Raw genomic sequence first — 25,688 nt, 5'->3', positions numbered from 1 at the left:
CAGATAAACTAAGCGTTGTATTTGTCATTCCGGAGGAATCCAGCTTTATTTTCTATATTTTCCAATTTTCAATACAAATATCCTATTGAAGACGTGAAATTTCAACATTCTCTTTTTTCTGCTTCATAAACTGCAAGATAGATCCCATTACAAAAAGCAGGAAAACGACAAGAAGAGTCTGACCAATGATCGGGTCTTTGATATCTTTAGCCAAAGGATGTCCAATGGGAACTCTTGTAAAAGTCTCATTAATTGTGGGAACAAGAGACAGGAAAAAACTGAATGACAGCAAAAAATTCTCAAAATACCTTGCCTTCCTGCTTTCCTTTTTACCTGAGAACAGGAAATACGCAGCAGAGATCAAAACAATGATAAATAACGAGAATAGATGCCCTGCATTGAAACCTCCGGCTTTTGAGATTCCTAATGCTGAAAGTGAGGTGATGAGCGTACCGTAAAAATAGACCTTTCCGGATAGCTGAGCCAGATTGATTTTACCATATTTGATAAATCCTATAATGGCGCCAACAAGTGCTGTGATGCCAATGATGGTATGAAAAATTCCTAAAATTGATAGATGCATATTGATATTATTTAAAATGTATACTCATTCAGTTTTTAGTTGTGAGCCTATTTCCATTCCCTGAAACTGATGGTACAAATTTGCGGTAGAATCACAGAAATGATTTTGTGATTTCGTTCAAGAATTTGAGATTTTAGTTCAAAAAAAACACTCCTTATTGAAATAAGAAATGCCTGTATAATTTGTATAAAATAGTTTTTCAGTTATTTTTCTTTCTGCTCCTGACGATAACCTGACGGGGAAATATGATATTTATCGCTGAAGTTTTTTGTAAAAGTCGCCAGATCATTAAATCCGCAGTCAAATGCGATATCAGTAATGCGTTCATCGGATATTAAGAGCAATTCGGCGGCTTTCTCCAGTTTTTTGTTTCTTATATAGTTGGCGGGAGTATCGTCATAGAGTTTTGCAAATTCTCTCTTGAAGGATGATATACTTAGATTGCTCTGTTCTGCAAGCTGTTCAATGGTGAGCTGCGTAAATAAATTCGCTTCAATAATTTGCTTAAAAGAGTAAGCTGTTGGAGAGAAAAGTTGTGACAAAATCAATTGAATGGCACTGGCATTCTGTGATTGAGCCAGCAATAACATGATCTCTTTTAGCTTAAGAATTAATATATCTTCATTAATGAGTGATGGATTTTCAAAGTAAAAAAGTAAGCCTTCTACATATTTTTGAATCAGAAAATCATTATTTATTTTCTCACTGGATTGATTTGAAACTGTGTTTGCAGGTCTCTGCAATAAGGAAGGTAATTCTCTGTCGTAAATTTTCTTCAGTATATCCGGGTAGAAGGTCACAATCACGACCTGACAGTGACTTTCTAAATTTGAATTTTGAATATGCTTTCCCGAGCTGATACAGTTCAGAAACAGGGAATAGCTGGTGGGAACATCAAATTCCTGCTCATCTGTTTTATATTGAAACGCTCCTTTGATCACGTACAGAAAACAGGCTTGCTCCGAAACCGGAAAATCATATCTGAATGGCCCTGTCATATCAATTTTCTGTATCAGAGTCTTTCCAAATAATTCATATTTTTTGTAATCATTCAGCATAATGGGCGAGTTTCGTTTTGAAGTGAATCAAGTGAAAGTTAATTAATTTTATCTGTAAAAAATGAGTCAACAACAAATATACACAGTCATTCTCTAAAAAGCTTAATTTACACAGTTTAGATTCCTACAGAATAGCAAACTATGTGGATAAACTAAGCGGTATACTTGTCATTCAGCAGGAATCCAGCCTTATGTTTTCACAGTCTTTTTTATACGAATACTCCAACAGGAGAGGTGAGAATTCATGGATTACCGAAACAATTTCTCATACCATCCGCTAACATCATTTTTAATCTCTTCATGATGCTTGCATAAAATCACAGCCAGTTCCAGTTCAGATCTTTCAGATTTATAAGGATTTGTAGTAAGAAACCCAAAGAAATTTCCATCCTGATCAACGATTGCCGGAGGATAAGCTCCATATTCATTCCATGGAGAGTAGGTGCTGTGAGGACTTCCATAATTTCCATATGCATTCCAGATAGATTTTGAATTGAAAACATTTCCGTAATCGCTGAACTTATTCCATATCGAATTTTTATCAAATTGATCACAGGTTAAACATCCCAGATATTGGTCCTGATCTGCACCGCCATACAAATGTAATGTCTGTGCCTGAAAACAGAAGCCTGCCAGTAAACCTATAAGTAGAAAAAAACTTTTTAAACCCATCATAAAGCTTTCCTGCAAAGCTAGCCTTTTGAACTGAAAAATTTTGATTATTGCTGAACAAAACCACACACCACAAAACCCGTACAAATTTCTAATATATATAAGGTTTAAATATTCATGTAGAGATCAAACAGCAGTATAAGTTTATCTCAGTTCCCTCAAAGCTTCCTGACACTGGAAATTTTTAATCTTTAAATTCTTTAATCTTTAAATCAATTTCTACCTTTACATGCAAATTCAAAAAATAATGACTCCAGAAAAAAGAAAACTCATCACAGACAGCTTCAACCGTTCGGAAACTTTACAATTCTATAAAGCAGAACTGCTGGAAGTAGAAACCGATTTTATATCCATGAAGATTCCTAAAATGGAAATGATGACCCGGAAAGCAGGAATGTTCAATGGAGCTATGATTGCTTCTCTTGTGGATGTTTCTTCCGGATATGCTGCCGTGAGTCATTATGCAGAAGACTGTTATGTGGTAACCGTTGAATTGAAAGTGAATTACCTTCGTCCTGCAATGGGTGATGCTTTAGTATCAAAATCCTATGTCATCAAGGGTGGAGGGAAAATCATTGTGGTGAGAACGGAAATCTATGTTCAGAGTGAAAATTCCGACTCAGAAAGTCACGTGGCGACCTCTTTGGTCACTATGATGAAAATAAAATAACGGATTAAGGGGAATAACAGATAAAGTATTCCTTAAATAAAGGGTTTCGCGGAATTCTTTTTTTTGAAATGGAATGGCTTTTGCTCCATATCCCCCATAAACATTAAAAAATAACTCAATGAACTTAATTATCCGATTATTTATAACAGCGATTGTTGCTTATCTTTTGACCAAAATTTTACCGGGAGTACATTTTGAAGGATTTTCTTCAGCCATTATCTTTGCTATTGTGCTTGGGGTTCTGAACATATTTGTAAAGCCTATTTTAAGCCTGTTTGGTCTGCCGTTAACGATCCTTACCTTAGGATTCTTTGCTTTGGTAATCAATGCCGGAATTATTCTGATTGCGGACTATTTCATAGACAGTATGGTGGTAGATGGTTTCTGGTGGGCATTTATCTTCAGTATATTATTGTCAATTGTGACTTCTCTGGCGAATTCAATGTTCTCAGATGGAGATTAATTAAAAACATTACAGATCAAATATAAATCCGCTCAACAAGCGGATTTTTTTTATTTTTTAATGAACTTCAACAATACCAAATTTCCCTTTGAATCTTTCAGTTTTAGAAAATAATTTCCTGAAATAAGTTGACGAATCGAAATTTCTTTTACAAACCGGTCTTTTACAATCACCCTTGCATTCACATCTATAATCTCATATTCCTGAAAATTCCTGTCCGTATTTACTTTTAAAATATCTGAAACAGGATTCGGGTAAACTTTAATTAAAACATTGCTGTTTTTTTGCTGCGTTTCATGAGTCGCTAAAAATAAACATGAGGGTGGAGTTGTTATAATTCCGTCAGTAAAATCATAATACAAAGTACTTTCCATAGGAATCAAATTGGTACTGATGGTTGCAGGAATATTTTCAAAGAGAGTACAATTGTTAAAACGTACATTGGCACTTTCAAAATTTCTGGCAGTCTTATACCAGGATTCACATCCTGCAGGCTGCATTACAACTCCTGGCCAGAAGGTATCCATGGCAAATCCGTCAATGGAATTGGGACTTACCATATCAATCATTACACAGCTTCCGGTAGTCCATGTAGAAGGAATTTTAAAGTAAATGTTGGCCGTAGGAATACTTCCTGTATAATATTTTTTACTGATGACAGCTGATGAATTTCCCTGACCATCAACAAGAAATGCTTTGATTTCTTTATTCTGATCAATGGGAATCTGTACATTATTGACTGCTGAACTGGAACTCAATGTAGGGGTGCTTCCATCAGTAGTATAATAAATAGTTCCGTTTCCCGAAATAGTTGCCTGATAAGCATTATAATAATGATTGGGGAAAGGGCTTATCGTTAACTGTGAAAAAAAGAAAGAAGACGCAAAGAGTGCAGAAAAAAGGAGAAATTTTTTCATGTAAAATGGATATTAGTTTAGTTTTTATAAAATTAATAAAAATTCATCTGCATATTAACTATTTATTTTCAATATCGTAAAACTTAAATGTTAATTCTTTCGTCCGTTTTTATTTTAAATATTAACTTTGGCAATCTTTGAATTTAATAAAAGGATGTATAAAATCATTAGGATTCTGTATATCCGTTAAAAAATGAATATCAACATATGAAACTTAAGTACAGTCTGCTGGCCTTGGCAGCTCCGCTTTTAATGAATGCACAACAAGTAATGACGCCTGAAATTCTTTGGACTTTGAAAAAAGTTGGAGTACAGGCTGTTTCACCAGATCAGGGCTCCCTTATCTATAAAGTAGGACAGGTTGATCTGAAAACAGAGAAAACAAAAAACGAGAACTATTTTCTGAATGTTCTTAATAATCAGTCTTCCAAAATTGATTTTGGTAAAAAAGCCCTTATTCAATGGGATAAAAACGGTATCTATGCTCAGGAAGGTGATAAAATCTATCTTTCTAAAGATGCAGGAAAAACCTGGACAGAATTTTATACCATCGGTGAAGTTGATAATGTTGTCATTTCTCCGGACGGGAAGAAAATTGCTTTCAGTAAGCAGGTGCTGGTAGAGAAAGTAATGGGGAAAGATAAATTCAGTGATACTCCTAAAACGACGGCTCAGGTATACACAGACCTGAACCACAGACACTGGGATTATTTCAATGAAGGAAAATACAACCATGTATTTGTAGTAAATACTTCTGATAAAGCAGAATCAGCTAAAGACCTGCTGGAAGGAAAAATGTGGGATTCTCCTCAGAGACCTTTCGGGGGCGCTGAAGATTTTATCTGGAGTTCAGATTCTGCACAGCTTTTATATGTTACAAAACCTAAAAGTGGAAAAGACTATTCTACAAGTACCAATACCGATATCTTTGCTTACGATTTAGCATCAGGTACAACCAAAAATCTTACAGAATCCAACAAAGGATATGATGTAAATCCTAAATTCAGTCCGGATGGAAAATCTCTGATCTGGCAGAGTATGGCCAGAGACGGATATGAAGCCGATAAAAATGATGTGAAAATCATGGACTGGAAGTCTGGAAAGACAACTAACCTTACATCGGGTTGGGACGAAAGTGTTTCAGGAGACGTACTTTGGGGTGCGGACTCAAAAACAATCTACTTTACAGCAGCATTCAGAGGTACAAAACAGCTTTTTGCCCTGGATTCAAAATCAGCAAAAGTACAGCAGATTACAAAAGGAGATTTTGATGTTAACGAAATCTTTACAGATAATAAATCTTCACTTTTAGTAGGAAGAACAGACGTAAACCATGCAACAGAACTTTTCTCAGTAAACGTTAAAAACGGAGAAATGAAGCAGGTGACTGAAGCGAACAAAGAAACTTATGCTAAGTTAGCTCAGGGGAAATCTGAACTTAAGATGGTGAAAACTTCTGATGGTAAAGAAATGGGAGTTTGGTTCCACTATCCACCAAACTTTGACCCGAATAAAAAATATCCTACTTTGGTATACTGCCAGGGTGGTCCACAGTCTGCTCTTACTCAGTTTTTCAGTGTAAGATGGAACTTTGCTCTGATGACAGCTAATGATTATATCGTGGTTGCTCCAAACAGAAGAGGTATGCCAGGCTGGGGAACAAAGTGGAATGAAGAAATTTCAAGAGACTGGGGCGGACAGCCAATGAGAGATTATCTGGCAGCCACAGACTTTGCAAAAACTTTACCATACGTAGACGGTGACAGAGTAGCAGCGGTAGGAGCGAGCTACGGAGGATACAGCGTATTTATGCTGGCAGGAATCCATGAAAACAGATTCAAAACGTTCATCGCTCATGATGGGCTATTTGATATGAAATCATGGTATCTGACTACTGAAGAACTTTGGTTTGCGAACTGGGATCTTGGTTCACCATGGGAGAAACCACAACCAAAAGCATACACAGAATTCAATCCAAGCAATTTTGTAGATAAATGGAATAAGCCTATCATGATCGTTCAGGGAGGAATTGATTTCCGTGTTCCTTACGAGCAGGGGCAGGAAGCTTTCCAGGCTGCTAAATTAAGGGGATTAAAATCTAAACTGGTTTATTTCCCTAACGAAAACCACTGGGTACTTCATCCGCAAAACGGATTGGTATGGCAGAGAGAATTCTTTGATTGGCTGAAGGAAACTTTGTAAGATCAATAAAAATAAAATATCAATAGGAGCGGGCTTTAGCCCGCTTTTTTTTATGATGAAAAATCCAATGGCTTTAGCCAAAACTTAAATAAACTGAGTTGGGTTAAGGAAATTAAAATTCAGGCTATTGGAAGCTGGAAGAGGAGAGGTTGGAAGTTGCTGTTAATCTTAGCATTTATAGAGGTTGCCATAAATTAATAATAGCACTGTTTAAAAAAGATGAAAATACGGACAACCCGTTTTTCATAACCTCAATAACTTCCTTCTACAAGCTCCCAGCTTCCAGCCAGATTAAATAAATTAAATCTTTATATTTGAATATGCAAAACCGGATTTCTTCATTTTCACCTCTTATTGATGTTCATTCTCGGATTATCATTTTAGGATCAATTCCCGGAGTAAAATCACTGGAAAAACAACAGTACTATGCCCACCCTCAGAACAAATTCTGGAAAATCATCTTTGAATTGCTGAATGAAGAATTTACTGAAAATTATACTCAGAGAATCGAAGTATTAAAGAAACATCATATTGCCCTTTGGGATGTCATTGATTCCTGCGAGCGAAAAGGAAGCCTGGATTCTGAAATCAAAAATGAAGAAGCCAATCAGATTGCTGAACTGCTGGACAAACATCCAAACGTGAAAGCCATTTTCTGCAATGGTGGAAAATCTTACAAAAATTTACAAAAACTGTTGGGGAAAAGTTATAAACTGCCCATTTTCCTATTACCTTCTACAAGTCCGCTTCATACGGTTTCCTTTGAGAAGAAGCTGGAAGAATGGAAGAGTATACTGGAGTTTTTGGGAGTTTGAGAGTTTGAGGGTTTGAGTGTCGGAGAGTTAGAGAGCTGGGCTGTAAGAGTATAGATTCCTTCGGAATGGACAAATACGATGTATTATCTATCCGTACACTTTGTCACTCCGTAGGAGTCTAAGTATTGTATGTAATTCTCGGTAAAGAATTCTGGAGTTTTTGAGATTAATTTTGGGATTAGATTTAGAGAGCTGGCTTGGATTCCTACGGAATGACAAACAGAACGCTTTATCTATCCGTATCCTTATCATTTCGTAGGAATCTTTTGAGAAGAAATTGGAAGAATGGAAGAGGATACTGGAGTTTTTGGGAGTGGAGAGTTAGAGAGCTGGGCTGTAAGAGTATAGATTCCTTCGGAATGGACAAATACGATGTATTATCTATCCATACACTTTGTCACTCCGTAGGAGTCTAAGTATTGTATGTAATTCTCGGTAAAGAATTCTGGAGTTTTTGAGATTAGTTTTGGCATTAGATTTAGAGAACTGGCTTGGATTCCTACGGAATGACAAACAGAACGCTTTATCTATCCGTATCTTTATCATTTCGTAGGAATCTTTTGAGAAGAAATTGGAAGAATGGAAGAGTATACTGGAGTTTTTGGGAGTTTGAGAGTTTGAGGGTTTGAGTGTCGGAGAGTTAGAGAGCTGGGCTGTAAGAGTATAGATTCCTTCGGAATGGACAAATACGATGTATTATCTATCCGTACACTTTGTCACTCCGTAGGAGTCTAAGTATTGTATGTAATTCTCGGTAAAGAATTCTGGAGTTTTTGAGATTAATTTTGGGATTAGATTTAGAGAGCTGGCTTGGATTCCTACGGAATGACAAACAGAACGCTTTATCTATCCGTATCTTTATCATTTCGTAGGAATCTGTTTTACTCTATTATTCTCAAACTCTCCGACACTCAAACTCCCAAATATTCTCTCAGTCCTTTCAAAAGCTCCAGCTGGTTTTTTGTTCTATCCAGATTGTGCTCAGGATGTGTGATAGAATAGTAAGTGCTTCCGTTCAGGTAATCCGTTAAAAAACGAAGTTCCTGGATATAAATGGCGACTTGTGCAGCATAATCAAGATTGCCAGACTCTTCCGGGGTCAGTTTTTCCTTTAGATAAAATAAAAACCCTTCTTTTACAGCCTTATACATTTCAGGGTTGAAATTGTTTTTGGCACTGCCATCATCTTCATGGGTTGTATTGGTATAAGACTGGATCATCGTTCCAAAATCATATAAAATAGTAGAAATCATCATAGTATCCAGATCAATCACAGCCAGCGGGCTATGATTCTGATCAAAAAGAATATTGCTGATTTTTACATCTGCATGGATGATTCTTTTGGGAATCCGATTGTTTTTCTCCATTTCGATCCATTGATCAGGCAAAGACAATAACTTATTGGTGATTTCTATTTCAGCCTTTGCATTTTCTTTTAAATAAGGAGCTGCATTCTTTAATGAATTTTTATAATCTGCAACCCTTTTCTCAAAGTTAAGGAAATTCGGAAGAGAATCTTCTATGGCAGGCAGTTTTTCGGTATTGATGGTGGTAAGGAAATAACTGAAGGTTTTAGCCGCTTCAAAAGCCACCTGTAAAGATGGGGCGGAAAGAAAGGTCATACTATTTTCTACGAAACTTAGCATACGCCAGGGCTGACCATCGGCATCTTCTACCAAAAGCCTGTTGTTTAGAGAGGGGATAGGTTCAATAATTTGAAACTGATAATCATGTGCTCTAAGAATTTCATTAACCATTAAATGATTATTAACGATGACTTCCGGCTGCCTGAAAACATGATTGTTGATTTTCTGCAGAATAAACTTTTTCCTCTGATCTTTATCTTCCAAAAGATAGGTTGTATTGATCAATCCGTCAGTAATAGAAGTGAGTTCGTAATTATCTGTACCGATAAACTCATTAATAATATCATTTAACTCCATAAATCTTCCGGGTATCTGTTGTTTTTAATCTCTGAAGTCAGAAAATCTATAATTTCCTTTTTATCATCGGCATAAGTGACACCCATCCATTGAGACGGAGATGCTTTTACCTTTACCTGTACTCTGTTTTCATCTATCATTCTCTGTACGGCTGTAGGAATATAAAATTCCTGTGTAGGCAGCGGATCAGATTCGATAAAATCATAAAAATAAGCTTCCAGATAACAGAAAATATGAGGATGGAATATAAAAAAGTTCATGGATACCAAAGTATCAGAATCTAATTTTACATTTTCTCCATTTTTAATATAAACGATGGAGTTATTTATTTTTTGAATGGAAGTCTGCTCTTCAACCTTAATCAGATAATTTTCCGGATCCAGTGTACATATTCCTCTGGCTACAGCTCCATTACCGCTCAATGTTGTGCCTACAGGATAAGCAATCATACCCAATTGTGAATCTGAAATATGATGATGGTTGATTTCATGTGCAGCCAATTGATACGCTTCTTTTCCGTAAAAGTCATCCGCGTTGATCATCACAAACGGTTCCTGTATAGAATATTTTGCACAAAGTACAGCATGAGCAGTTCCCCATGGTTTTTCACGATCAGGATAATCAAAACCTTCCAGCGAAATAGGAATACTGTCTATTTCCTGATATACCCAGTGAAGTTCAAAGTTTTTAGCCTTTGAAATGGTATTGAGTCTCTCAATATAACTTTGAGGAATCAGTTTATTGACAATAATAACTACTTTTTGGAAACCGGCTTCCAGAGCGTCAAAGATAGAATACTCCAGAATTGGCGAACCGTTATTGAGTATTCCGTCTACCTGCTTTAATCCTTTATATCTGCTTCCTAATCCACCTGCTAATATGAGTAATGTTTTCTTAGAACTCATCGGTCATTCCAAATACAGGTTTACGGGTTTTCCATTTTCCATTGGTAAAATCAGGAATATCAATCACCTGACCGCCTTTGGCAATAGACTCTTCACTCAATGGCGTAATCGAATACCACAACGCAAGATCATACACATCCATCGGGAATTCTATATTTCTTTTAATACATTCAATAAAAGTATTCATCACAAAGAAATCCATTCCGCCATGACCGGCTCCTGCTGCAGTGTTTTCAAACTTCTTCCACATCGGATGATCGTGTTCTTGCATCCATTTTTCAGTATTATCCCAACGGTGGGTATGGTTCATCGTTTTTTCAAAATAAATATGACCCTGGTTGAAGTCTCCCCATCCGAAATCCTGCCACAATCCTTCAGTTCCCTGAACCCGGAAGCCCAGATCATAAGGTCTCTGTAAACTTGTATCATGAGTCAGAAGAATGGTTTCTCCATTAGCACAGGCAATTTGTGTTGTTACCACGTCTCCCTGATTGAATTTCACTTGGGCACTAGGATGGTTTTCTCCTCCTTTTGGATGTTCAACAATATATTTATGAAGCCCTACAGATTTTGATGAGAATGAAGACAGCCTCGTTAATCGGTTTCCTCTGTTGATGTCCATCATCATTGCTACCGGGCCTAATCCATGTGTAGGATAAAGTTCTCCGTTACGCTTTACATAATGTTCAGTTCTCCATTTTGCTTCACTGAATCCTTTCTCTCCGAATTCTGCACCAGAATTGTAAGGAGTAACGCCGTCATTGAAAAGTACACCTCTCAAATCGTGCTGATAACCGCCTCTTCCATGTACCAATTCTCCGAACATTCCTTTACGAACCATATTCAGAATGGCCATAATATCTCTTCGGTAGCATACATTTTCCATCATAAAGATAGGAACTTTGGTTTCCTCATATACCTTTACAAACTCCCAGCAGTCCTGAAGCTTTATCGCTCCGGAAACTTCCATACCCACAATTTTTTTAGCGCGCATAGCTTCTACCCCTTGGGTAAGATGCCATTCCCATGGAGTAGCAATGACAACAGCGTCTATTGCTTTTGATTTTAAAAGATTTCGATAGTCATATTCACCGTTGGAAAACTCCTGAGCAGCCGGCTTATTATTGTCTTTTAAGATTTTTTGAGACGCGGCAAGCATTCTTTTCTCTGGATCTGCAAACGCAACAATCTCTACGTCATTACGCTTTGCCAGTAATTTTACATGTTCCTGCCCACGAAGACCGACACCGATGAAACCGACACGGACTTTTTTATCTGTTTTAAAATCATTGGAATAGGCAAATAATGAATTGGGTAAAACCAATGCCCCAAAGCTTGCCAAAGCTGCTGTCTTAAGAAAGTTCCTGCGCGAATTGCTATTGTCCATCTATTTTTTTTCTTAAATATATTAAAAACTTTTGTAAATCCCGACGTTGTGATAGTAGGGAGTTGAAGAGGTCATTAGTTTGAGTGTCGAAAAATTTAAGAGTTTAAAGCATATGGTGAATATCCCGGAGATTTATTGATTAATCCATGCTTTTCTTAAAGCTATTTGTTTTGAATCGGGATTGGGTAGAGAAGTTACCTTTCCGGTAATTTCATCATAGTTGAAACCTGCTTTTTCCAGATATTCTTTCAAAGGAATAGGTTGGGTGCCTTCTATAAAGTTGCTGAAAAATGTGCGTATTTCAGGATAAGTCATTTTTGTAATTTCATCAAACAGATCATCATCATTGAAATATTTACCTTCTCCATATTTTTTCATAAGCATCTGCATCAGGTTCTGAGTTCCCTTTTTTCCATCAGAAAGTTCCCTTAGCCTTATATCTAAACACAGTCCGAGTAATGCTCCTTTCATATAAAAGTTCATATACTGATCTTGTCTTTCCATAGAATTTTTACTCATTTCCGTAAAAGATAATGTGTTGTCAAACTCTTTCATACCATGTATCTTTTCTTCCAAACTCTTTTCAAAATCTTCCAGGCTGATCATTTTTTGTTTGATAGGCATATGAATCGTAGCATATTCGGTCATTCCTTCATACAGCCACAGATGTTTAGACATGACAGGATTCAGGAAATCATAATGCTGAATTTCTCCTGAATGAATGTTGAGAGGAGTAACAACATGGAAAAACTCATGAGAAGCCACTCTGTTTAAAGCATTCGGAAGAAATTTCATACTTCCGGATCTGTACAGGCAAACTGTAGAGTGGGAGTGTTCCAGACCATCTCCCAAAAATCCATTCTCATTTGAAGATTCATAATAAATTAGAAATGCATATTTCTTTACCGGTAATGTGCCTCCCAGATAAGCCTGCTGATTTTTCAGAATGTTCTCTATTTCATGAGCTATTGTTTTGGAATAATGTCTTTCCTTTTTATTATAAAATGATACAAGCACTTTAGTATGACCTATCTTGAGCCACGTTGTGTCTGGAACGGAATATAGAACAGGAGAATCTACCAGTTCCCGGTAATCTTTTGCCCAAACTACATCCGTGTTTTTATTTTTCTGTTGATAATCTAAAGCAGAGGAAGCATAAAAATCCTTGTTTTTTGTAATGGTAATTTGGTAAGGAATATCTTTCATTTCTTCAAAATATCCCACTAAAGAATTATAATTGATGACTGAAACACTGTCTTTTATAAACATACTTCCGGCAGATCTTGCCTCATTGGATTCCTTCTCCAAAGAGTCCCATCCATCCGCTACCTGATAGGATATTTTCTTTACACGATTCAGATCATGTACCAGCCAGCTGTTTTTATCCAGACGTTCGGTCAGAATTTTTTTTCCGTTTTTATCGGTGGCTGTGAAATTAGAAACATATTGTCCGAAATTCATAGCCTGATAAAATCCGGGTACCAGTTTGGGAATAATAAACTTGCCCTGTTTAAGATCATTCTTTGGGGGCGAAAAAGATACCCGGACTTCATCGTTGGACATATGAAGAAGGTCTATATTGTATTCGTAATTATTCTTTGTTTTTTGGGCTATAATGATATTAGGAATTATAACGATCAGAAAAAATAGCTTTATAATACTATTCATTGCTATTGCTTTAAGTACTACGAAAATACAAAATTACCTCTAAGGTTTGCTGACTTTATTTTTCCATATAATAAACTTCTTCGTAAGGCTGGATCAATACCCATCCGTGGCCTGAGAACTTCATCTGAAACTCTTCACCACTTCCTCTGCCAATAAGGCTTTTGAAAGAAACATTTGTTTTCAGTTCCGGGCTCAGATTTCCGGACCATGCAACAGTGGCATTAGGATCTGTAAATACAGGCGTATCAGGAGTTACCAGTAAAGTCAATGGATCTCCGTGAGTTGTAATCGCAATATGTCCCGTTCCTGAAAGTTTCACCTGGAAAAGTCCTCCGGACATCATTCCTGCAATACTCTTAAGCATAGTAATATCACTGTTTACACTTTGCTCATGGGCAAGAACATCATTTCCGTTCACACATACTGATTCATTATTCAGATAAAGGATACGTACTTTTTTCCCGGAATCTGCTACATACAATTTTCCGGTTCCTTCCGCTTTCATAAGCTTACTTCCTTCACCACTGATTGCTTTTTTTAGAAGGTTTCCAATTCCTCCGGCCAGCATTCCCTGTCTTTCAAAATTGATATTTCCCACATAGCTTACCATGCTTCCTTTTTTAGTCCATACCGCCTGATTATTTAGGTTGATTTCCAGAAGATGTTTGGTTTCCAGCTCAAAATAATCTCTTTGCTGCGGATTTTCTTTTGTTTCGTTGATAAAGGCTTCAATTGAATATTTACTCATAATGATAATTTTTTGATTGGTTATTTTATGCGGTTATCGATTTGATTTTGTTTAATTTATATTCTCTCTTATTACTTTTAGGATTCAGATCCACAAATTCATAGGCTTCAAAGTTGGCAAGTTTTGCTTTGAATACCTCAGCAGCTTTTTCTACCGACCAGGTTTTAGGATAATGGAATCCTTCAAATTCAGCATTGAAAATCTCTGCTTTGAACTCATGGGAAAACTCATCATCACCCGCGTAGGTTAATGCTATCTTGCCGGTCCATGTAATATCATATTGATTGTTGTCTGTTTCTGAAAACCGGATTTCATGACCTGCACAGCTGTCATGGCCAAGCAGATAAATATTGAAGGCCAGATCCTCATCGTCAAAATGTTGTTCAGACGGAAGATCGTTACTGAAAAGATCTTTTTTAACAACAGCATCAAAGTCCAGTTTTTCATCCGGATTGTTTATTCTGATTCCTCTTTGTTCCCCCCAATACGTTGACGATAGAGTACAGGTATGGTAGTTTCCCCATACGCCTTTAGAGTCCCAGTCCGATAAATCTTCGTCTTCTTCTTCGCTGTCATGATCATCATTGGCATAATAGTCTTCAGTTTTTAAATGAAAATCAAACCAGATAAAACCATACTCATCAATTCGTCCACTCCAGTTGAATGTGACGATCTTATGTCCGTTAGGATACGGATTATTAAGGAAGTATATTTTGCTTACTGACTCCATACTGAATTTTAATTTTCCCAAAAATAGAACTTTTTAAGCTTAAAAATCCCCGTAAAATCACGGTTTTATATTTCATTGTAAATAATACTTGACAAAGGGGTATTCAATGTCGTATATTTGCACTCCGAAAATTACACCTTGTAATTACAATAATTTTTAAACCGTAATTTAAAAAATGAAAACATCAGATTTTAATTTTGATCTTCCTGCGGAATTATTAGCAGAACACCCATCAGAGCACAGAGACGAAGCTAGATTAATGGTACTTGATAGAAAAACACAAACTATCGAGCACAAATTATTCAAGGATGTAGTGGATTATTTTGATGAGGATGATTTGTTTATCTTCAATAATACTAAGGTTTTCCCTGCTCGTCTTTACGGAAATAAAGAAAAAACAGGTGCTAAAATTGAAGTTTTCTTATTAAGAGAACTTGATAAAGAAACCAGAGTTTGGGATGTTTTGGTAGATCCGGCAAGAAAAATCAGAATTGGTAACAAATTATTCTTCACTGAAGATGAATCTTTGGTAGCAGAAGTTATTGATAACACCACTTCAAGAGGAAGAACATTAAGATTCTTATTCGACGGTTCTTACGACGAATTCAGAACGAAATTAAAAGAATTGGGAGAAACTCCACTTCCAAAGTATATCAAAAGAGCAGTAGAGCCGGAAGATGCAGAAAGATACCAGACTATCTATGCTAAAATAGAAGGAGCTGTTGCTGCACCTACAGCAGGTCTTCACTTCTCCAAGCATTTGATGAAGAGATTAGAGATCAAAGGAATCAATTTTGCTGAAGTAACACTTCACGTAGGATTGGGAACATTCAACCCGATTGAGGTAGAAGATCTTTCTAAGCACAAAATGGAATCTGAAGAGATCATCATCGATGAAAAAAATGCTGACCTTATCAACAGAGCTGTAGAATCTCACAGAAGAGTTTGTGCGGTAGGTACTACAACAATGAGAGCATTGGAAACTTCTGTTTCTTCAAACAAAAAGATCTCTGCTTTCAACGGATGGACAAATAAATTCATTTATCCGCCTCACGATTTCGGAGTAGCTACTTCAATGATCACAAACTTCCACACACCGAAGTCTACACTGCTTATGATGATTGCTGCCTTTGCTGGAAAAGATTTCGTAATGCAGGCTTATGAAGAAGCTGTAAGAGAAAAGTATAAATTCTATTCTTACGGTGACGCAATGTTAATTCTATAAAAAAGTAAAAAGAGCCAAGTTAAAAGTAATACAAGTGTAAATGAGACAAAATGATTTACTTATAAGAACTTTTACATTTGGAGTTAATTGTCTTAAATTTTTAAGAACACTTCCAAATGATTCTGAAAGTAAATTAATAAGATTTCAACTTGGAAAATCAGCTACTTCAATAGGTGCTAATTATGAAGAATCCCAAGCTGGATCTTCTAAAGCTGACTTTAAAAATAAAGTGAAAATTGCTTTAAGAGAAGCAAGAGAAAGTAATTTCTGGCTTCGGGTTTTAGAAGAATTAGATGGTTATGATTCTGAAGAATTTAAAGCTTTATTGAATGAGAGTAACGAATTGAAAAACATTTTGGCTGCAATAGTTAACAATACTAAACTTTAAAAACTTTTTACTTTTAACTTGGCTCTTTAATATTATGAAAGATATCCGTATATTATCACTGGACCAGCTTAAAGATTACTTTGAGTCTTTAGGAGAAAAACCGTTTCGTGCGAAACAGGTCTATGACTGGCTATGGAGTAAAAATCTCCATTCGATAGATGAAATGACGAATCTTTCGAAATCACTTCGTGAAAAAATTTCCGAAGAATACACCATTAATCCTGTTTCCGTAGATCTTCTTCAAAAAAGTACTGACGGAACCATCAAAAACGGAGTGAAACTTCATGACGGGCTGATGGTGGAATCTGTTCTTATTCCTACAGAAACAAGAACTACAGCCTGTGTATCTTCCCAGGTAGGATGCTCATTAAACTGCGAATTCTGTGCTACAGCAAAACTGAAAAGGATGAGAAACCTTGAAGTAGCTGAAATTGTAGATCAGGTAGCCCTGATTGACAGCCAGAGTAGAATGTACTTCGAAAGACCACTTTCCAATATCGTATTTATGGGAATGGGAGAGCCGATGATGAATTACAAAAACGTCGTTGAAGCCATCAGGAAAATTACCCAGCCGGAAGGATTGGGAATGTCTCCAAGAAGAATTACCGTTTCTACATCCGGTATTCCAAAGATGATCAAAATGCTGGCAGATGATGAACTGCGTGTGAAATTGGCTTTATCCCTTCACTCAGCTATCGAATCTAAGCGTAACGAGATCATGCCTTTCTCAGATAAATTTCCGTTGACTGATATAATGGAATCTCTTCAGTACTGGTATCAAAAGACAGGTTCTGTCATTACTTTTGAATACTGTGTATGGAAAGGAATCAATGACGGAGATGAAGATATTAAAGCTTTAATCAAATACTGCAAACAGGTTCCTTCAAAAGTAAATCTTATTCAATACAACCCGATTGGTGACGGAAAATATGATCAATGTAACAAACAGGCGGAAGAAAACTATATCCGTCAGCTTGAAAATGCAGGGGTTACTGTAATGGTCAGAAGAAGCCGTGGAGGTGATATTGATGCTGCCTGCGGGCAATTGGCCAACAAAGCAACAGATTAAAATTTCCTTAAAAAAAATCAAAACTTTCTTAAAAAAAGGTTAAAGCCCTACCTTTGCACAAATTATTTTGTGATGATGGATTTTCTTATGAGCGAGGATGGGCTGGAAAATGTGTATGCATGGGCTATCCCGTTGCATGCAACCGTTATTTTAGCTGAAATGATTTACAGCCATGTTTCAGAAGCTAAGCTATATAGCGGGAAAGATCTTGCTACCAATGTTTATCTGGCATTGATGAACTTTGGTCTGGACCTTATCATGAAAGCATTTGCCATGGGCGTTATGTTTTTCTTCTACAATCACAGACTTTTTTCATGGGACCTTAGTGTATGGTATCTGCTGGCTTGTTTTATAATCACAGATTTTGCCTATTATGTACTGCATTATGTTGACCATCGTTCCAGAGCATTCTGGGCAGTTCATATCACGCACCACAGTTCAGAATATTTTAACCTTACAACAGGATTCAGAAGCCCTGTACTACAGCCGCTTTACAGATATTTATATTTTTCACCACTTGCATTTTTAGGATTTAATCCGTGGCATATTATGGTGGCTTATGCCATTGGTCAGGTATATGGAACGTGGGTTCATACACAGACTGTGAAGCGTATGGGATTTTTAGAATATATTCTTGTCACTCCTTCCCACCATCGTGTTCATCATGCATGTAATGTAAAATATCTGGATAAGAACATGGGAATGTGCCTGATCATCTGGGATAAAATATTTGGAACCTTTCAAAAAGAAGATCCTAATATTCCTGTAAAGTATGGGATTTATCCCAAAATGCCGGATAACAGACCAGATACAGTCCTTTTTTATGAATGGAGAAAAATCTGGAAAGATCTCAAACAGCCAGGATTAAAATTCACAGACAGAATCAATTATATTTTCAATTCACCGGGGTGGAGACATGACGGAACCGGAAAAACGGTAAGACAATACCAGAAAGAATATTTTGCAAAACAGGCAAAAAAGAAAGAACAACAGCAAACTCAGGAAGAGCAGAAAACTGCTTAAACTTGTTTTTAAAATCAATAGAAATCTAAGGGAAAAGCGGGCTATTTCAGCCCGTTTTTCTATTTTGAGATGAGAGAAAGGTGAATAAACAAAATAATAAATCTCTTAAACTCTCCAATACAAAATCAAGAATTTTTCAAAGGACTATATAAAATATTCAGATTCCTGTGGAATGACAAGGTGTGTGGAGAAATAAAACGCTTAGTTTGTCCATTCCGTAAGAATCTATGTTCGTATAGATCCCAACCCCTCAACTTGCAATAAAACCTTATTTTTGTCCTATGAAAAAATTCTTTCTGATTGTTGCCCTTATCATTACTCAATCTGCATTTTCCCAGCAGACCGATTTTCTGAAAATAAAAAAATACAGAGTTAATTATCTGAATGAGAAGATTGATGAAACTTCAGGGCTGGATATTTTGAACGGGAAATTATATACCTTCAATGATAGCGGAAATCCAGCTGAGCTTTTTGAGATTGATAAAAATAATGGCGAAATTATCCGAACACTTAAAACCAATTTAATTAATACTGACTGGGAAGCTTTGGCAAACGACGGTGAAAACTTTTATATCGGAGATTTTGGAAATAATACGGGAACAAGGAAAGATCTGATGATTTATAAAGTTCCTTACGAACGTCTTGATACGTCTATTAATATTAAAATTCCCGGTTCAGAAAGAGCTTTAGACGGATCTAGAATTCTTTTTTATTATCCTGAACAAACCGAATTTATTTCCAAAAATACCAGAAATGATTTTGATGCGGAAGCCATGATCTATTTGAATGGAAAGCTGCATATCTTTACTAAAGAATGGGCTGCAAAAGCAACCTCTCATTATATTGTAGATCCAGAGATTTCAGAACGGCAAAAGGCAGAAAAAATAGAAACCTATAAAACAGGTTTTGTTGTTACAGATGCTTGTTATTTTGATAAAAAGCTTTATTTAGTGGGATATACCAAGAAAACGGAAGTCTTTTTAGATATCTTTACTGAAACAGAGCCCGGAGTATTTTTCAAAGAAAAACCAAAGCATTATTATTTAGGAACAGCTCTTTCATTAGCTCAGATTGAAGGAATAAGCGTAGATGAAACAGGAATCTATATTTCCGGAGAAAAATTTAAATCTCCATTGGGAACTGCAAAACCCTCTTTTTATTTTATCCCGAAAGATCAACTCAAAGATTAATTTGTCTTAAAATTGAGCGAAAAAAATTATCTTTGTGAGAATTAATAATTATTCACCCAGCATTCGCAGATTGTGGCAAATACAGTAGAAGAGATTAAACGACCGATCAATGATGAAATGAAACTTTTTGAACAGAAGTTTTATGAATCAATGCAGAGTAAAGTAGCTTTATTAGATAAAGTAACCCGTTTTATTGTTACCACCAAAGGAAAACAGATGCGTCCAATGTTTGTATTTCTCTGTGCCAAACTGGTGGGTGAAGTGACTGAAAAAACGTATCGTGGTGCGTCTATGATCGAGCTGATTCATACGGCTACTCTTGTACATGATGATGTAGTGGATGAAAGTTTTAAACGTCGTAATTTCTTTTCAATCAATGCTTTGTGGAAGAATAAAATTGCGGTTTTGGTAGGTGATTATCTTTTGTCAAAATCCGTACTATTATCTACAGATCATAAAGATTATGACTTGCTTGGTGTAATTTCCAGAACAATCCGGGAAATGTCAGAAGGAGAGCTTCTTCAGCTGGAAAAAGCGAGAAAACTGGATATTACTGAAGATGTTTATTATGAAATTATCCGCCAGAAAACAGCGACTCTGATTGCTGCTTGCTGTGAAATAGGAGTTCTTTCCAATAATGCAGACGAAGCTTTGGCTAAGAAGATGATGGACTTTGGAACCTTTACAGGAATGGCATTTCAGATCAAAGATGACCTTTTCGATTATTTAAGTTCAAACGTGATTGGTAAGCCTGTAGGAATTGACATTAAAGAACAGAAAATGACCCTGCCTTTAATTCATACCCTGAAAATAGCTGATGAGAAGGATAGAAAGTATTATTTCGATACTATTAAACGTTATAATAACAACCCGAAACGTGTAAAAGAGCTTATAGAATTCGTTAAGAACTCCGGAGGATTGGAATATGCCATTAAGGTAATGAAAGACTTTCAGCAGAAAGCAAAAGATCTCCTCAATGAGTTTCCTGATTCTGAAGCAAGAAAATCGTTACATAGTATGTTAGATTATGTAATTGAAAGAAAGTTTTAAAAATACTGATATATAAAAAGGCTTCGGCGCACCACAGGTGCGCCGAAGCCTTTTTATGTTTCCCTAATTATATTTTCTGTACCGTTACATTGGTCACATTTCCATTTCCTGTAGGCCCCATCTCTGTTGATAAAATAGTGCATGCCTGATTGGGAGCTGCTGTAAAACGAATCTGATAACCAGCTGTAGGCACTACAATTACAGTTGTATAATTCATTAGTTCACCAATTCTTGTGGAAGCAGTCAGGGTGGGAGTTGCGGCTCCTGCATAATGGCTTCCTCTTCCCAGGTAGTTACTGTCCGGAACAGGTCTGATACCCAAAAGTAATTGCGCTCCTGAAGAAATATTTGTGAAACTTGCCTGCAAAGTCACCAGATAATTACCGGCCTGACTAAAAGTCAGAACCCCCGAAGAGGTGTTGTAAGAATAAAATGGGGAAGTAGCAACCGGGCTGGCAAACATTAGTGTCACGATTGAAGCTGCGCTGCCAATATTTTGATCTGCAGCCAAACGTGCATGAAATAATGAGTAGGCTGTAAAGTCAATAGTTTTCAAGACACCAGTGGCATCAGCAACAACGACTCTGTCTGTTCCTCCAACTCCAATATTGGAATTAATATTTCGGACACGTACATTTCCTGAACTTACATCCAGCTTTTCTGTTGGAGTAATTGTACCTATACCAACTTGGGCTGTATTGGTCACTGCAAAATCATTAGATTGTTGTACTGCTGTAGGAACTCCTGATGTCGAATTGTCTTTAGCTCCGTCAATATGAAAGGTTGTTTGAGGATTCGAGGTGTTTATTCCTACCTGTGCGAAGTAAAGTGTAGAAAAGGCGAAGACCTTAACTACGGTCAGTAATTTTTTTGTCATCTTATCGTGTTTTAAAAATAATTACTAACGTGAATTTCAAATAATATACCAGAAAAACGAAAATAAATGGTTTTCGATAAATATCTATAGCTTATAGTTCAAAAATGACAATTGATTTGGTGTTTTTTGAATTAGATTATTTTTAGGCTTACAATAATAACTGCTAGAACTATACAAAATAAAGCGATTAAAAATAAATAATCCGCAATACTCTCAAAGGTGTATTCCCGTTTTTCAGTTTTCGTTCTGATAGCCAGAAATGAGAAGAAGCAGCTGCATGCAAAAAAAATACTGGCAAGACCTGCAAATTCATCCAAATATGTATTCTGACTGATTTTAGCGATTTTTAGAGACGTCATGATAATCAATGAAAATCCTAAAAGATTGCTTGACGCATTCAAAATGTGAGGTGATTTTTTTTCCATCTTTTACAATTTTTTTCAAAATAAAGCACAATTTTTTTTATTATCAAATTTTTAAAAAAGATTATTAAAAATTAAAATTAATTTAAAAATTGTATATTAGCAAAATACTTGAAGACTAAAAAACTTTTTTACTTAGCTATGCAAACAACCTATATTGAAACACAGCAAATATCCTTTCAAGATTTTAAAAATCAGATACTTGAAGATTACAGGTTAGGAAGGATCTCTCGTGAAATGTCTTATCTCGGAAGGAGAGAAGTACTCACTGGAAAAGCTAAATTCGGAATTTTTGGGGATGGAAAAGAACTTCCTCAGCTTGCAATGGCGAAAGTTTTCAGAAATGGAGACTTCCGTTCAGGATATTACAGGGATCAGACTTTTGCATTGGCAATAGATGCCTTAACGGTAGAAAGTTTCTTTGCACAGATGTATGCAGATACAAGCGTGGAAAGAGAGCCTGCTTCAGCTGGAAGACAAATGAACGGGCATTTTGCAACAAGAAGTTTAAATGAAGACGGAAGCTGGAAAGATTTGACGGCTCAGAAAAATATCTCTTCGGATATTTCTCCTACAGCAGGACAAATGCCAAGATTATTGGGATTGGCTCAGGCTTCTACAATTTATAAAAGTGTAAAATTTGAAGGTTCAGAAAAATTCTCAAGAGAAGGGAACGAAATAGCTTTTGGAACAATTGGAGATGCTTCTACAGCAGAAGGTCATTTCTGGGAAACTCTGAATGCGGCATGTGCACTTCAGGTTCCTATGATTGTTTCTATCTGGGATGATGGATACGGAATTTCAGTTCCTACTAAAAATCAAAGAGCAAAAGCTGACATCAGTGAGATGCTAAGCGGTTTCCAGAGAAAAGAAGGAGATAATCAGGGATGTGAAATCATTCAGGTGAAAGCTTGGGATTATCCTGCATTATTGGATGCATATGCTAAGGCAGAACATTTTGCAAGAACAGAAAGTGTACCGGTAGTGGTTCATGTAATTGATGTTACTCAGCCTCAGGGGCACTCTACATCCGGATCTCACGAAAGATATAAAAATGAAGAACGTCTGGCTTGGGAAGCTGAGTTTGACGGATTGGCAAAATTTAAAGAATGGATTCTGAACTATTCTATTGAAATTGATGGAAATGAAGAGGTGATTGCTACTACTGAGGAGCTTGAAGCCATTGATGAAGAAGCAAAAAAGATAGCAAAAGCAGGACAGAAAACGGCTTGGGAAAACTATCAGAAAGCAGTATCAGAACTTATTCAGTCTATTTTACCTTTAGTAGAAAGCCTTAAAGGGCAGAATGCTGAAGTTGAAACATACATTTCTCAATTCAATAAGCTTGTTTCAAAAGCTAAAAAGGATATTTTCCATTTAGTAAGAAAAGCTTTACTGGCAACAAGAGGAACGAACTCTGCAGAAAGAAATCAATTGATGCAGAAATACAATGAAGTGGCTGCTGTTGAAAAAGACAACTATTCATCTCACTTATACTCTCAGTCGGAGTGGAAGTCTGAAAACATTCAGGAGATTAAGCCGGTATATTCCGACAGTTCTGAAGATGTTGATGGAAGAGTAGTGATCAGAAATAACTTTGACAAAATTTTTGAAAAATATCCTGAAACTTTAATTTTTGGTGAAGATACCGGAAACATTGGTGACGTAAACCAGGGATTGGAAGGAATGCAGGAAAAATACGGTGCTTTACGTATCGCTGATACAGGAATCCGTGAAGCAACCATTCTTGGACAGGGAATTGGTATGGCAATGAGAGGTTTGAGACCAATCGCTGAAATCCAGTACCTGGACTATGTTCTTTACTGTTTACAGGGAATGAGTGATGATCTGGCAACCGTACACTATAGAACGAAAGGAGGGCAGAAAGCTCCATTGATCATCAGAACAAGAGGTCACAGATTAGAAGGAATCTGGCATTCAGGTTCTCCAATGGCAGGTATTCTTAACCTTTCAAAAGGAATTCTGGTATTGGTACCTAGAAACCTTACTAAAGCTGCCGGATTCTACAACACTATGCTTCAGGCTGACGAACCTGCGATCATCGTAGAATGTCTGAACGGATACAGATTGAAAGAGAAACAACCTGATAACTTAGGAGAATTCACCGTTCCTGTAGGTAAAATTGAAGTAACAAAAGAAGGAAAAGACGTTACTTTGGTCACTTACGGTTCTACGTGGAGAATTGTAACAGAAGCAGCTAACGAATTGGAAAAATTAGGGATTTCGGCAGAAGTAATTGATATTCAGTCATTGATTCCTTTCGATTTATCTCACGAAATAGCTGAAAGTGTTAAGAAAACCAACAGATTAGTAGTGATTGACGAAGATGTGGAAGGAGGAACTACAGGATTCATCTTACAGCAGATTCTTGAAAAGCAAAAAGCATTCAGATATCTGGATTCAGATCCGTTGACGATCTCTGCAAATGATCACAGACCTGCCTATGCAAGTGATGGTGACTACTTCAGTAAGCCGTCTACAGACGATATGGTAGAAAAAATCTACGCAATGTTTAATGAAACAAATCCTCAGAAATATCCTGCGATATTCTAATTGGGATTTTAGATAAATTTAAAAACCGCTTTCTTTTTGGGAGCGGTTTTTTGTTTTATATTTGTTTGAATAGTTTAATGATAAATGATGAAAATTAGACTTTTATATTTGATATTAATAATGGTAAAAATAAAAGCCATCTTATATTGACAGCCTTTTAATTTTCTTAATCCTTCTCAGCCAAAGCAATCCTCAGCTTATTCAAAGTATTCATCAACGTTATACTTGCTGTAAGTTCTACAATTTCCCGTTCTGTAAATTGCTCTGTCAGTTTTGCTTTGGTCGTTTGCCAATCATCTTTGCTGTAAGTGAGAGCTTCAGCCCATTCTAAAACAAGCTTTTGCTGATCATTGAAGGCATTGGTGTGTTTCCAACCTGGAAGTCTGTTAATGGCATCCTGTTCAAAGCCAAAATCGGACAATTCTTTAGCATGATAACTACAGCAATAAGCACATCCATTGATTTGAGAGACACGCAGTTCTACCAGAGCGATCAGTTTTTCATCAATACCGGACTTTCGGATGCTATTGTGGGCTTTGTATAGATTTCCAATGGTTTCTTTTGCAATTTCTTTGTAATTCATAATGAAATATTTTCTGCAAATTTGCATCAGAAATGGCTTTGAACCTATATGCTTACCTTTTCGTTATATACTTACCTTTTTGAAAGTACAATTTAATACAAAAGGCTATCAAACATTGACAGCCTTTTTATTTTTTACTTCTTCATTCAAAAAAGCACAGTCTTTATTTTCATGCTGTCCTTTCACCTGATATTTTGCTTCCCATTCCTCCAGTAAATATAAGATCGGTAACAATGCCAGTCCTTTTTCTGTAAGAGAATATTCTACTCTTGGAGGGAGTTCCTTAAACTCTTCACGGATCACCAGTCCATCGGCTTCCATTTCCCTCAGTTGATCCGTTAATACCTTTCTGGAAATGACATTAATGCGTACTGCCAGTTCTCCAAAACGTAACTTCCTGTCTTTAATAACAAGAACTATAATAGGTTTCCATTTGCTTCCTAAAGCGGCCATTGCCTTACCCAGAGGACAGCTGTATTGCATTAATTCATTCTTTTTCATAGAAAAATTATTATTTAAATAGCAT

26 protein-coding genes are annotated in these 25,688 nt (G+C 36.5%); 12 read left to right on the top strand and 14 right to left on the bottom strand.

Translation table 11 applies throughout. The features are described 5' to 3' along the window. Positions 1-82: 82 nt before the first annotated feature. The 3 genes from KYG33_RS07665 to KYG33_RS07655 form a co-directional block, all read right to left on the bottom strand. Positions 83-583, bottom strand: a complete 501-nt coding sequence (locus KYG33_RS07665) for a hypothetical protein (protein ID WP_077418584.1) — start codon at positions 581-583, stop codon at positions 83-85. Positions 584-786: 203 nt separating this feature from the next. Further along, positions 787-1,641, bottom strand: a complete 855-nt coding sequence (locus tag KYG33_RS07660; protein WP_219072991.1) for a helix-turn-helix domain-containing protein — start codon at positions 1,639-1,641, stop codon at positions 787-789. 249 nt (positions 1,642-1,890) lie between these two features. After that, complete coding sequence (locus KYG33_RS07655) at positions 1,891-2,316, bottom strand: hypothetical protein (RefSeq protein WP_198424131.1); 426 nt, start codon at positions 2,314-2,316, stop codon at positions 1,891-1,893. A gap of 244 nt (positions 2,317-2,560) precedes the next feature. Here KYG33_RS07655 and KYG33_RS07650 point away from each other — a divergent pair, with 244 nt between their 5' ends. Both KYG33_RS07650 and KYG33_RS07645 read left to right on the top strand, forming a co-directional pair. Next, positions 2,561-2,983, top strand: a complete 423-nt coding sequence (locus KYG33_RS07650) for a PaaI family thioesterase (protein ID WP_047388081.1) — start codon at positions 2,561-2,563, stop codon at positions 2,981-2,983. Positions 2,984-3,101: 118 nt separating this feature from the next. Continuing rightward, positions 3,102-3,446 carry a phage holin family protein gene (locus KYG33_RS07645; RefSeq protein ID WP_047388083.1) on the top strand — a complete coding sequence of 115 codons (345 nt, stop codon included), beginning with the start codon at positions 3,102-3,104 and terminating at the stop codon, positions 3,444-3,446. 50 nt (positions 3,447-3,496) lie between these two features. On the opposite strand, the gene KYG33_RS07640 is transcribed toward KYG33_RS07645, so the two are convergent. After that, entirely contained in the window at positions 3,497-4,363 is an 867-nt protein-coding gene (locus tag KYG33_RS07640) for a chitobiase/beta-hexosaminidase C-terminal domain-containing protein (protein ID WP_219072990.1), read from the bottom strand. 207 nt (positions 4,364-4,570) lie between these two features. On the opposite strand from KYG33_RS07640, the gene KYG33_RS07635 reads away from it, so the two are divergent. The 3 genes from KYG33_RS07635 to KYG33_RS07625 all read left to right on the top strand — a co-directional run bounded on the left by KYG33_RS07635 (position 4,571) and on the right by KYG33_RS07625 (position 7,796). Then, the gene (locus KYG33_RS07635; protein ID WP_077418588.1) at positions 4,571-6,565 is read left to right on the top strand and encodes a S9 family peptidase; all 1,995 of its coding nucleotides are present in this window, start codon (positions 4,571-4,573) and stop codon (positions 6,563-6,565) included. A 320-nt stretch (positions 6,566-6,885) separates the two neighbouring features. Then, a complete protein-coding gene (locus KYG33_RS07630) occupies positions 6,886-7,380 on the top strand; it encodes a DNA-deoxyinosine glycosylase (RefSeq protein ID WP_077418589.1) in 495 nt (164 codons plus the stop codon). A gap of 212 nt (positions 7,381-7,592) precedes the next feature. Beyond that, positions 7,593-7,796, top strand: a complete 204-nt coding sequence (locus tag KYG33_RS07625) for a hypothetical protein (protein WP_219072989.1) — start codon at positions 7,593-7,595, stop codon at positions 7,794-7,796. Between the two features lie 495 nt (positions 7,797-8,291). Here KYG33_RS07625 and KYG33_RS07620 read toward each other — a convergent pair whose 3' ends face one another. The 6 genes from KYG33_RS07620 to KYG33_RS07595 form a co-directional block, all read right to left on the bottom strand. Next, entirely contained in the window at positions 8,292-9,323 is a 1,032-nt protein-coding gene (locus KYG33_RS07620) for a phosphotransferase enzyme family protein (RefSeq protein WP_077418590.1), read from the bottom strand. Beyond that, positions 9,314-10,228 (bottom strand): sugar phosphate nucleotidyltransferase, encoded by a 915-nt coding sequence (locus tag KYG33_RS07615; protein ID WP_077418591.1) that lies wholly within the window; start codon positions 10,226-10,228, stop codon positions 9,314-9,316. The genes KYG33_RS07620 and KYG33_RS07615 overlap by 10 nt, the downstream gene beginning before the upstream one ends. Continuing rightward, positions 10,218-11,615 carry a Gfo/Idh/MocA family protein gene (locus tag KYG33_RS07610; RefSeq protein ID WP_077418592.1) on the bottom strand — a complete coding sequence of 466 codons (1,398 nt, stop codon included), beginning with the start codon at positions 11,613-11,615 and terminating at the stop codon, positions 10,218-10,220. The genes KYG33_RS07615 and KYG33_RS07610 overlap by 11 nt, the downstream gene beginning before the upstream one ends. 132 nt (positions 11,616-11,747) lie before the next feature. Further along, positions 11,748-13,283: a hypothetical protein gene (locus KYG33_RS07605; RefSeq protein ID WP_219072988.1), complete on the bottom strand. Its 1,536-nt coding sequence runs from the start codon at positions 13,281-13,283 to the stop codon at positions 11,748-11,750. 55 nt (positions 13,284-13,338) lie between these two features. After that, a complete protein-coding gene (locus tag KYG33_RS07600; RefSeq protein WP_045499102.1) occupies positions 13,339-14,031 on the bottom strand; it encodes an AIM24 family protein in 693 nt (230 codons plus the stop codon). 25 nt (positions 14,032-14,056) lie between these two features. Continuing rightward, positions 14,057-14,782, bottom strand: a complete 726-nt coding sequence (locus KYG33_RS07595) for a hypothetical protein (RefSeq protein ID WP_219072987.1) — start codon at positions 14,780-14,782, stop codon at positions 14,057-14,059. Positions 14,783-14,936: 154 nt separating this feature from the next. Between KYG33_RS07595 and queA the strand changes: the two genes are divergently transcribed. The 6 genes from queA (at position 14,937) to KYG33_RS07565 (ending at position 20,706) form a co-directional block, all read left to right on the top strand. After that, on the top strand, positions 14,937-15,986 hold the full coding sequence (queA, locus tag KYG33_RS07590; protein WP_047388096.1) for a tRNA preQ1(34) S-adenosylmethionine ribosyltransferase-isomerase QueA: 1,050 nt from the start codon (positions 14,937-14,939) through the stop codon (positions 15,984-15,986). Between the two features lie 40 nt (positions 15,987-16,026). Continuing rightward, positions 16,027-16,374 (top strand): four helix bundle protein, encoded by a 348-nt coding sequence (locus KYG33_RS07585; protein ID WP_219072986.1) that lies wholly within the window; start codon positions 16,027-16,029, stop codon positions 16,372-16,374. A gap of 34 nt (positions 16,375-16,408) precedes the next feature. After that, positions 16,409-17,443, top strand: a complete 1,035-nt coding sequence (gene rlmN / locus KYG33_RS07580; protein WP_047388102.1) for a 23S rRNA (adenine(2503)-C(2))-methyltransferase RlmN — start codon at positions 16,409-16,411, stop codon at positions 17,441-17,443. Between the two features lie 72 nt (positions 17,444-17,515). Beyond that, positions 17,516-18,466 (top strand): sterol desaturase family protein, encoded by a 951-nt coding sequence (locus tag KYG33_RS07575; protein ID WP_077418596.1) that lies wholly within the window; start codon positions 17,516-17,518, stop codon positions 18,464-18,466. Between the two features lie 281 nt (positions 18,467-18,747). Continuing rightward, positions 18,748-19,656, top strand: a complete 909-nt coding sequence (locus KYG33_RS07570) for a hypothetical protein (protein WP_077418597.1) — start codon at positions 18,748-18,750, stop codon at positions 19,654-19,656. Between the two features lie 72 nt (positions 19,657-19,728). Then, positions 19,729-20,706 carry a polyprenyl synthetase family protein gene (locus KYG33_RS07565; RefSeq protein WP_077418598.1) on the top strand — a complete coding sequence of 326 codons (978 nt, stop codon included), beginning with the start codon at positions 19,729-19,731 and terminating at the stop codon, positions 20,704-20,706. A 67-nt stretch (positions 20,707-20,773) separates the two neighbouring features. On the opposite strand, the gene KYG33_RS07560 is transcribed toward KYG33_RS07565, so the two are convergent. Then, positions 20,774-21,583, bottom strand: coding sequence for a hypothetical protein (locus tag KYG33_RS07560; protein ID WP_219072985.1), 810 nt, complete (start codon positions 21,581-21,583; stop codon positions 20,774-20,776). A gap of 131 nt (positions 21,584-21,714) precedes the next feature. Then, complete coding sequence (locus tag KYG33_RS07555; RefSeq protein ID WP_047388112.1) at positions 21,715-22,008, bottom strand: hypothetical protein; 294 nt, start codon at positions 22,006-22,008, stop codon at positions 21,715-21,717. 138 nt (positions 22,009-22,146) lie between these two features. On the opposite strand from KYG33_RS07555, the gene KYG33_RS07550 reads away from it, so the two are divergent. After that, on the top strand, positions 22,147-24,579 hold the full coding sequence (locus tag KYG33_RS07550) for a thiamine pyrophosphate-dependent enzyme (protein ID WP_219072984.1): 2,433 nt from the start codon (positions 22,147-22,149) through the stop codon (positions 24,577-24,579). A 166-nt stretch (positions 24,580-24,745) separates the two neighbouring features. On the opposite strand, the gene KYG33_RS07545 is transcribed toward KYG33_RS07550, so the two are convergent. Further along, on the bottom strand, positions 24,746-25,162 hold the full coding sequence (locus KYG33_RS07545; RefSeq protein ID WP_077418601.1) for a carboxymuconolactone decarboxylase family protein: 417 nt from the start codon (positions 25,160-25,162) through the stop codon (positions 24,746-24,748). Positions 25,163-25,270: 108 nt separating this feature from the next. Further along, positions 25,271-25,663 (bottom strand): winged helix-turn-helix transcriptional regulator, encoded by a 393-nt coding sequence (locus tag KYG33_RS07540; protein WP_180564149.1) that lies wholly within the window; start codon positions 25,661-25,663, stop codon positions 25,271-25,273. Positions 25,664-25,688 lie beyond the last annotated feature (25 nt).

Source organism: Chryseobacterium sp. D764 (assembly GCF_019317325.1).
In the GTDB taxonomy this organism is placed as follows: domain Bacteria; phylum Bacteroidota; class Bacteroidia; order Flavobacteriales; family Weeksellaceae; genus Chryseobacterium.
The sequence above is the reverse complement of the archived record's forward strand: the minus strand, read 5'-3'. Positions and strand labels throughout refer to the sequence as shown.

Coding starts and splice junctions, on each gene's coding strand:
- KYG33_RS07625 (WP_219072989.1), top strand. CDS start 7,593: ATGACAAACAGAACGCTTTATCTATCCGTATCCTTATCATTTCGTAGG.
- KYG33_RS07575 (WP_077418596.1), top strand. CDS start 17,516: ATGATGGATTTTCTTATGAGCGAGGATGGGCTGGAAAATGTGTATGCA.
- KYG33_RS07650 (WP_047388081.1), top strand. CDS start 2,561: ATGACTCCAGAAAAAAGAAAACTCATCACAGACAGCTTCAACCGTTCG.
- KYG33_RS07645 (WP_047388083.1), top strand. CDS start 3,102: ATGAACTTAATTATCCGATTATTTATAACAGCGATTGTTGCTTATCTT.
- KYG33_RS07665 (WP_077418584.1), bottom strand. CDS start 583: ATGCATCTATCAATTTTAGGAATTTTTCATACCATCATTGGCATCACA.
- rlmN (WP_047388102.1), top strand. CDS start 16,409: ATGAAAGATATCCGTATATTATCACTGGACCAGCTTAAAGATTACTTT.
- KYG33_RS07585 (WP_219072986.1), top strand. CDS start 16,027: ATGAGACAAAATGATTTACTTATAAGAACTTTTACATTTGGAGTTAAT.
- KYG33_RS07550 (WP_219072984.1), top strand. CDS start 22,147: ATGCAAACAACCTATATTGAAACACAGCAAATATCCTTTCAAGATTTT.
- KYG33_RS07545 (WP_077418601.1), bottom strand. CDS start 25,162: ATGAATTACAAAGAAATTGCAAAAGAAACCATTGGAAATCTATACAAA.
- KYG33_RS07635 (WP_077418588.1), top strand. CDS start 4,571: ATGAAACTTAAGTACAGTCTGCTGGCCTTGGCAGCTCCGCTTTTAATG.
- KYG33_RS07640 (WP_219072990.1), bottom strand. CDS start 4,363: ATGAAAAAATTTCTCCTTTTTTCTGCACTCTTTGCGTCTTCTTTCTTT.
- KYG33_RS07570 (WP_077418597.1), top strand. CDS start 18,748: ATGAAAAAATTCTTTCTGATTGTTGCCCTTATCATTACTCAATCTGCA.
- KYG33_RS07630 (WP_077418589.1), top strand. CDS start 6,886: ATGCAAAACCGGATTTCTTCATTTTCACCTCTTATTGATGTTCATTCT.
- KYG33_RS07560 (WP_219072985.1), bottom strand. CDS start 21,583: ATGACAAAAAAATTACTGACCGTAGTTAAGGTCTTCGCCTTTTCTACA.
- KYG33_RS07605 (WP_219072988.1), bottom strand. CDS start 13,283: ATGAATAGTATTATAAAGCTATTTTTTCTGATCGTTATAATTCCTAAT.
- KYG33_RS07660 (WP_219072991.1), bottom strand. CDS start 1,641: ATGCTGAATGATTACAAAAAATATGAATTATTTGGAAAGACTCTGATA.
- KYG33_RS07610 (WP_077418592.1), bottom strand. CDS start 11,615: ATGGACAATAGCAATTCGCGCAGGAACTTTCTTAAGACAGCAGCTTTG.
- KYG33_RS07600 (WP_045499102.1), bottom strand. CDS start 14,031: ATGAGTAAATATTCAATTGAAGCCTTTATCAACGAAACAAAAGAAAAT.
- KYG33_RS07540 (WP_180564149.1), bottom strand. CDS start 25,663: ATGAAAAAGAATGAATTAATGCAATACAGCTGTCCTCTGGGTAAGGCA.
- KYG33_RS07615 (WP_077418591.1), bottom strand. CDS start 10,228: ATGAGTTCTAAGAAAACATTACTCATATTAGCAGGTGGATTAGGAAGC.
- KYG33_RS07555 (WP_047388112.1), bottom strand. CDS start 22,008: ATGGAAAAAAAATCACCTCACATTTTGAATGCGTCAAGCAATCTTTTA.
- queA (WP_047388096.1), top strand. CDS start 14,937: ATGAAAACATCAGATTTTAATTTTGATCTTCCTGCGGAATTATTAGCA.
- KYG33_RS07655 (WP_198424131.1), bottom strand. CDS start 2,316: ATGATGGGTTTAAAAAGTTTTTTTCTACTTATAGGTTTACTGGCAGGC.
- KYG33_RS07620 (WP_077418590.1), bottom strand. CDS start 9,323: ATGGAGTTAAATGATATTATTAATGAGTTTATCGGTACAGATAATTAC.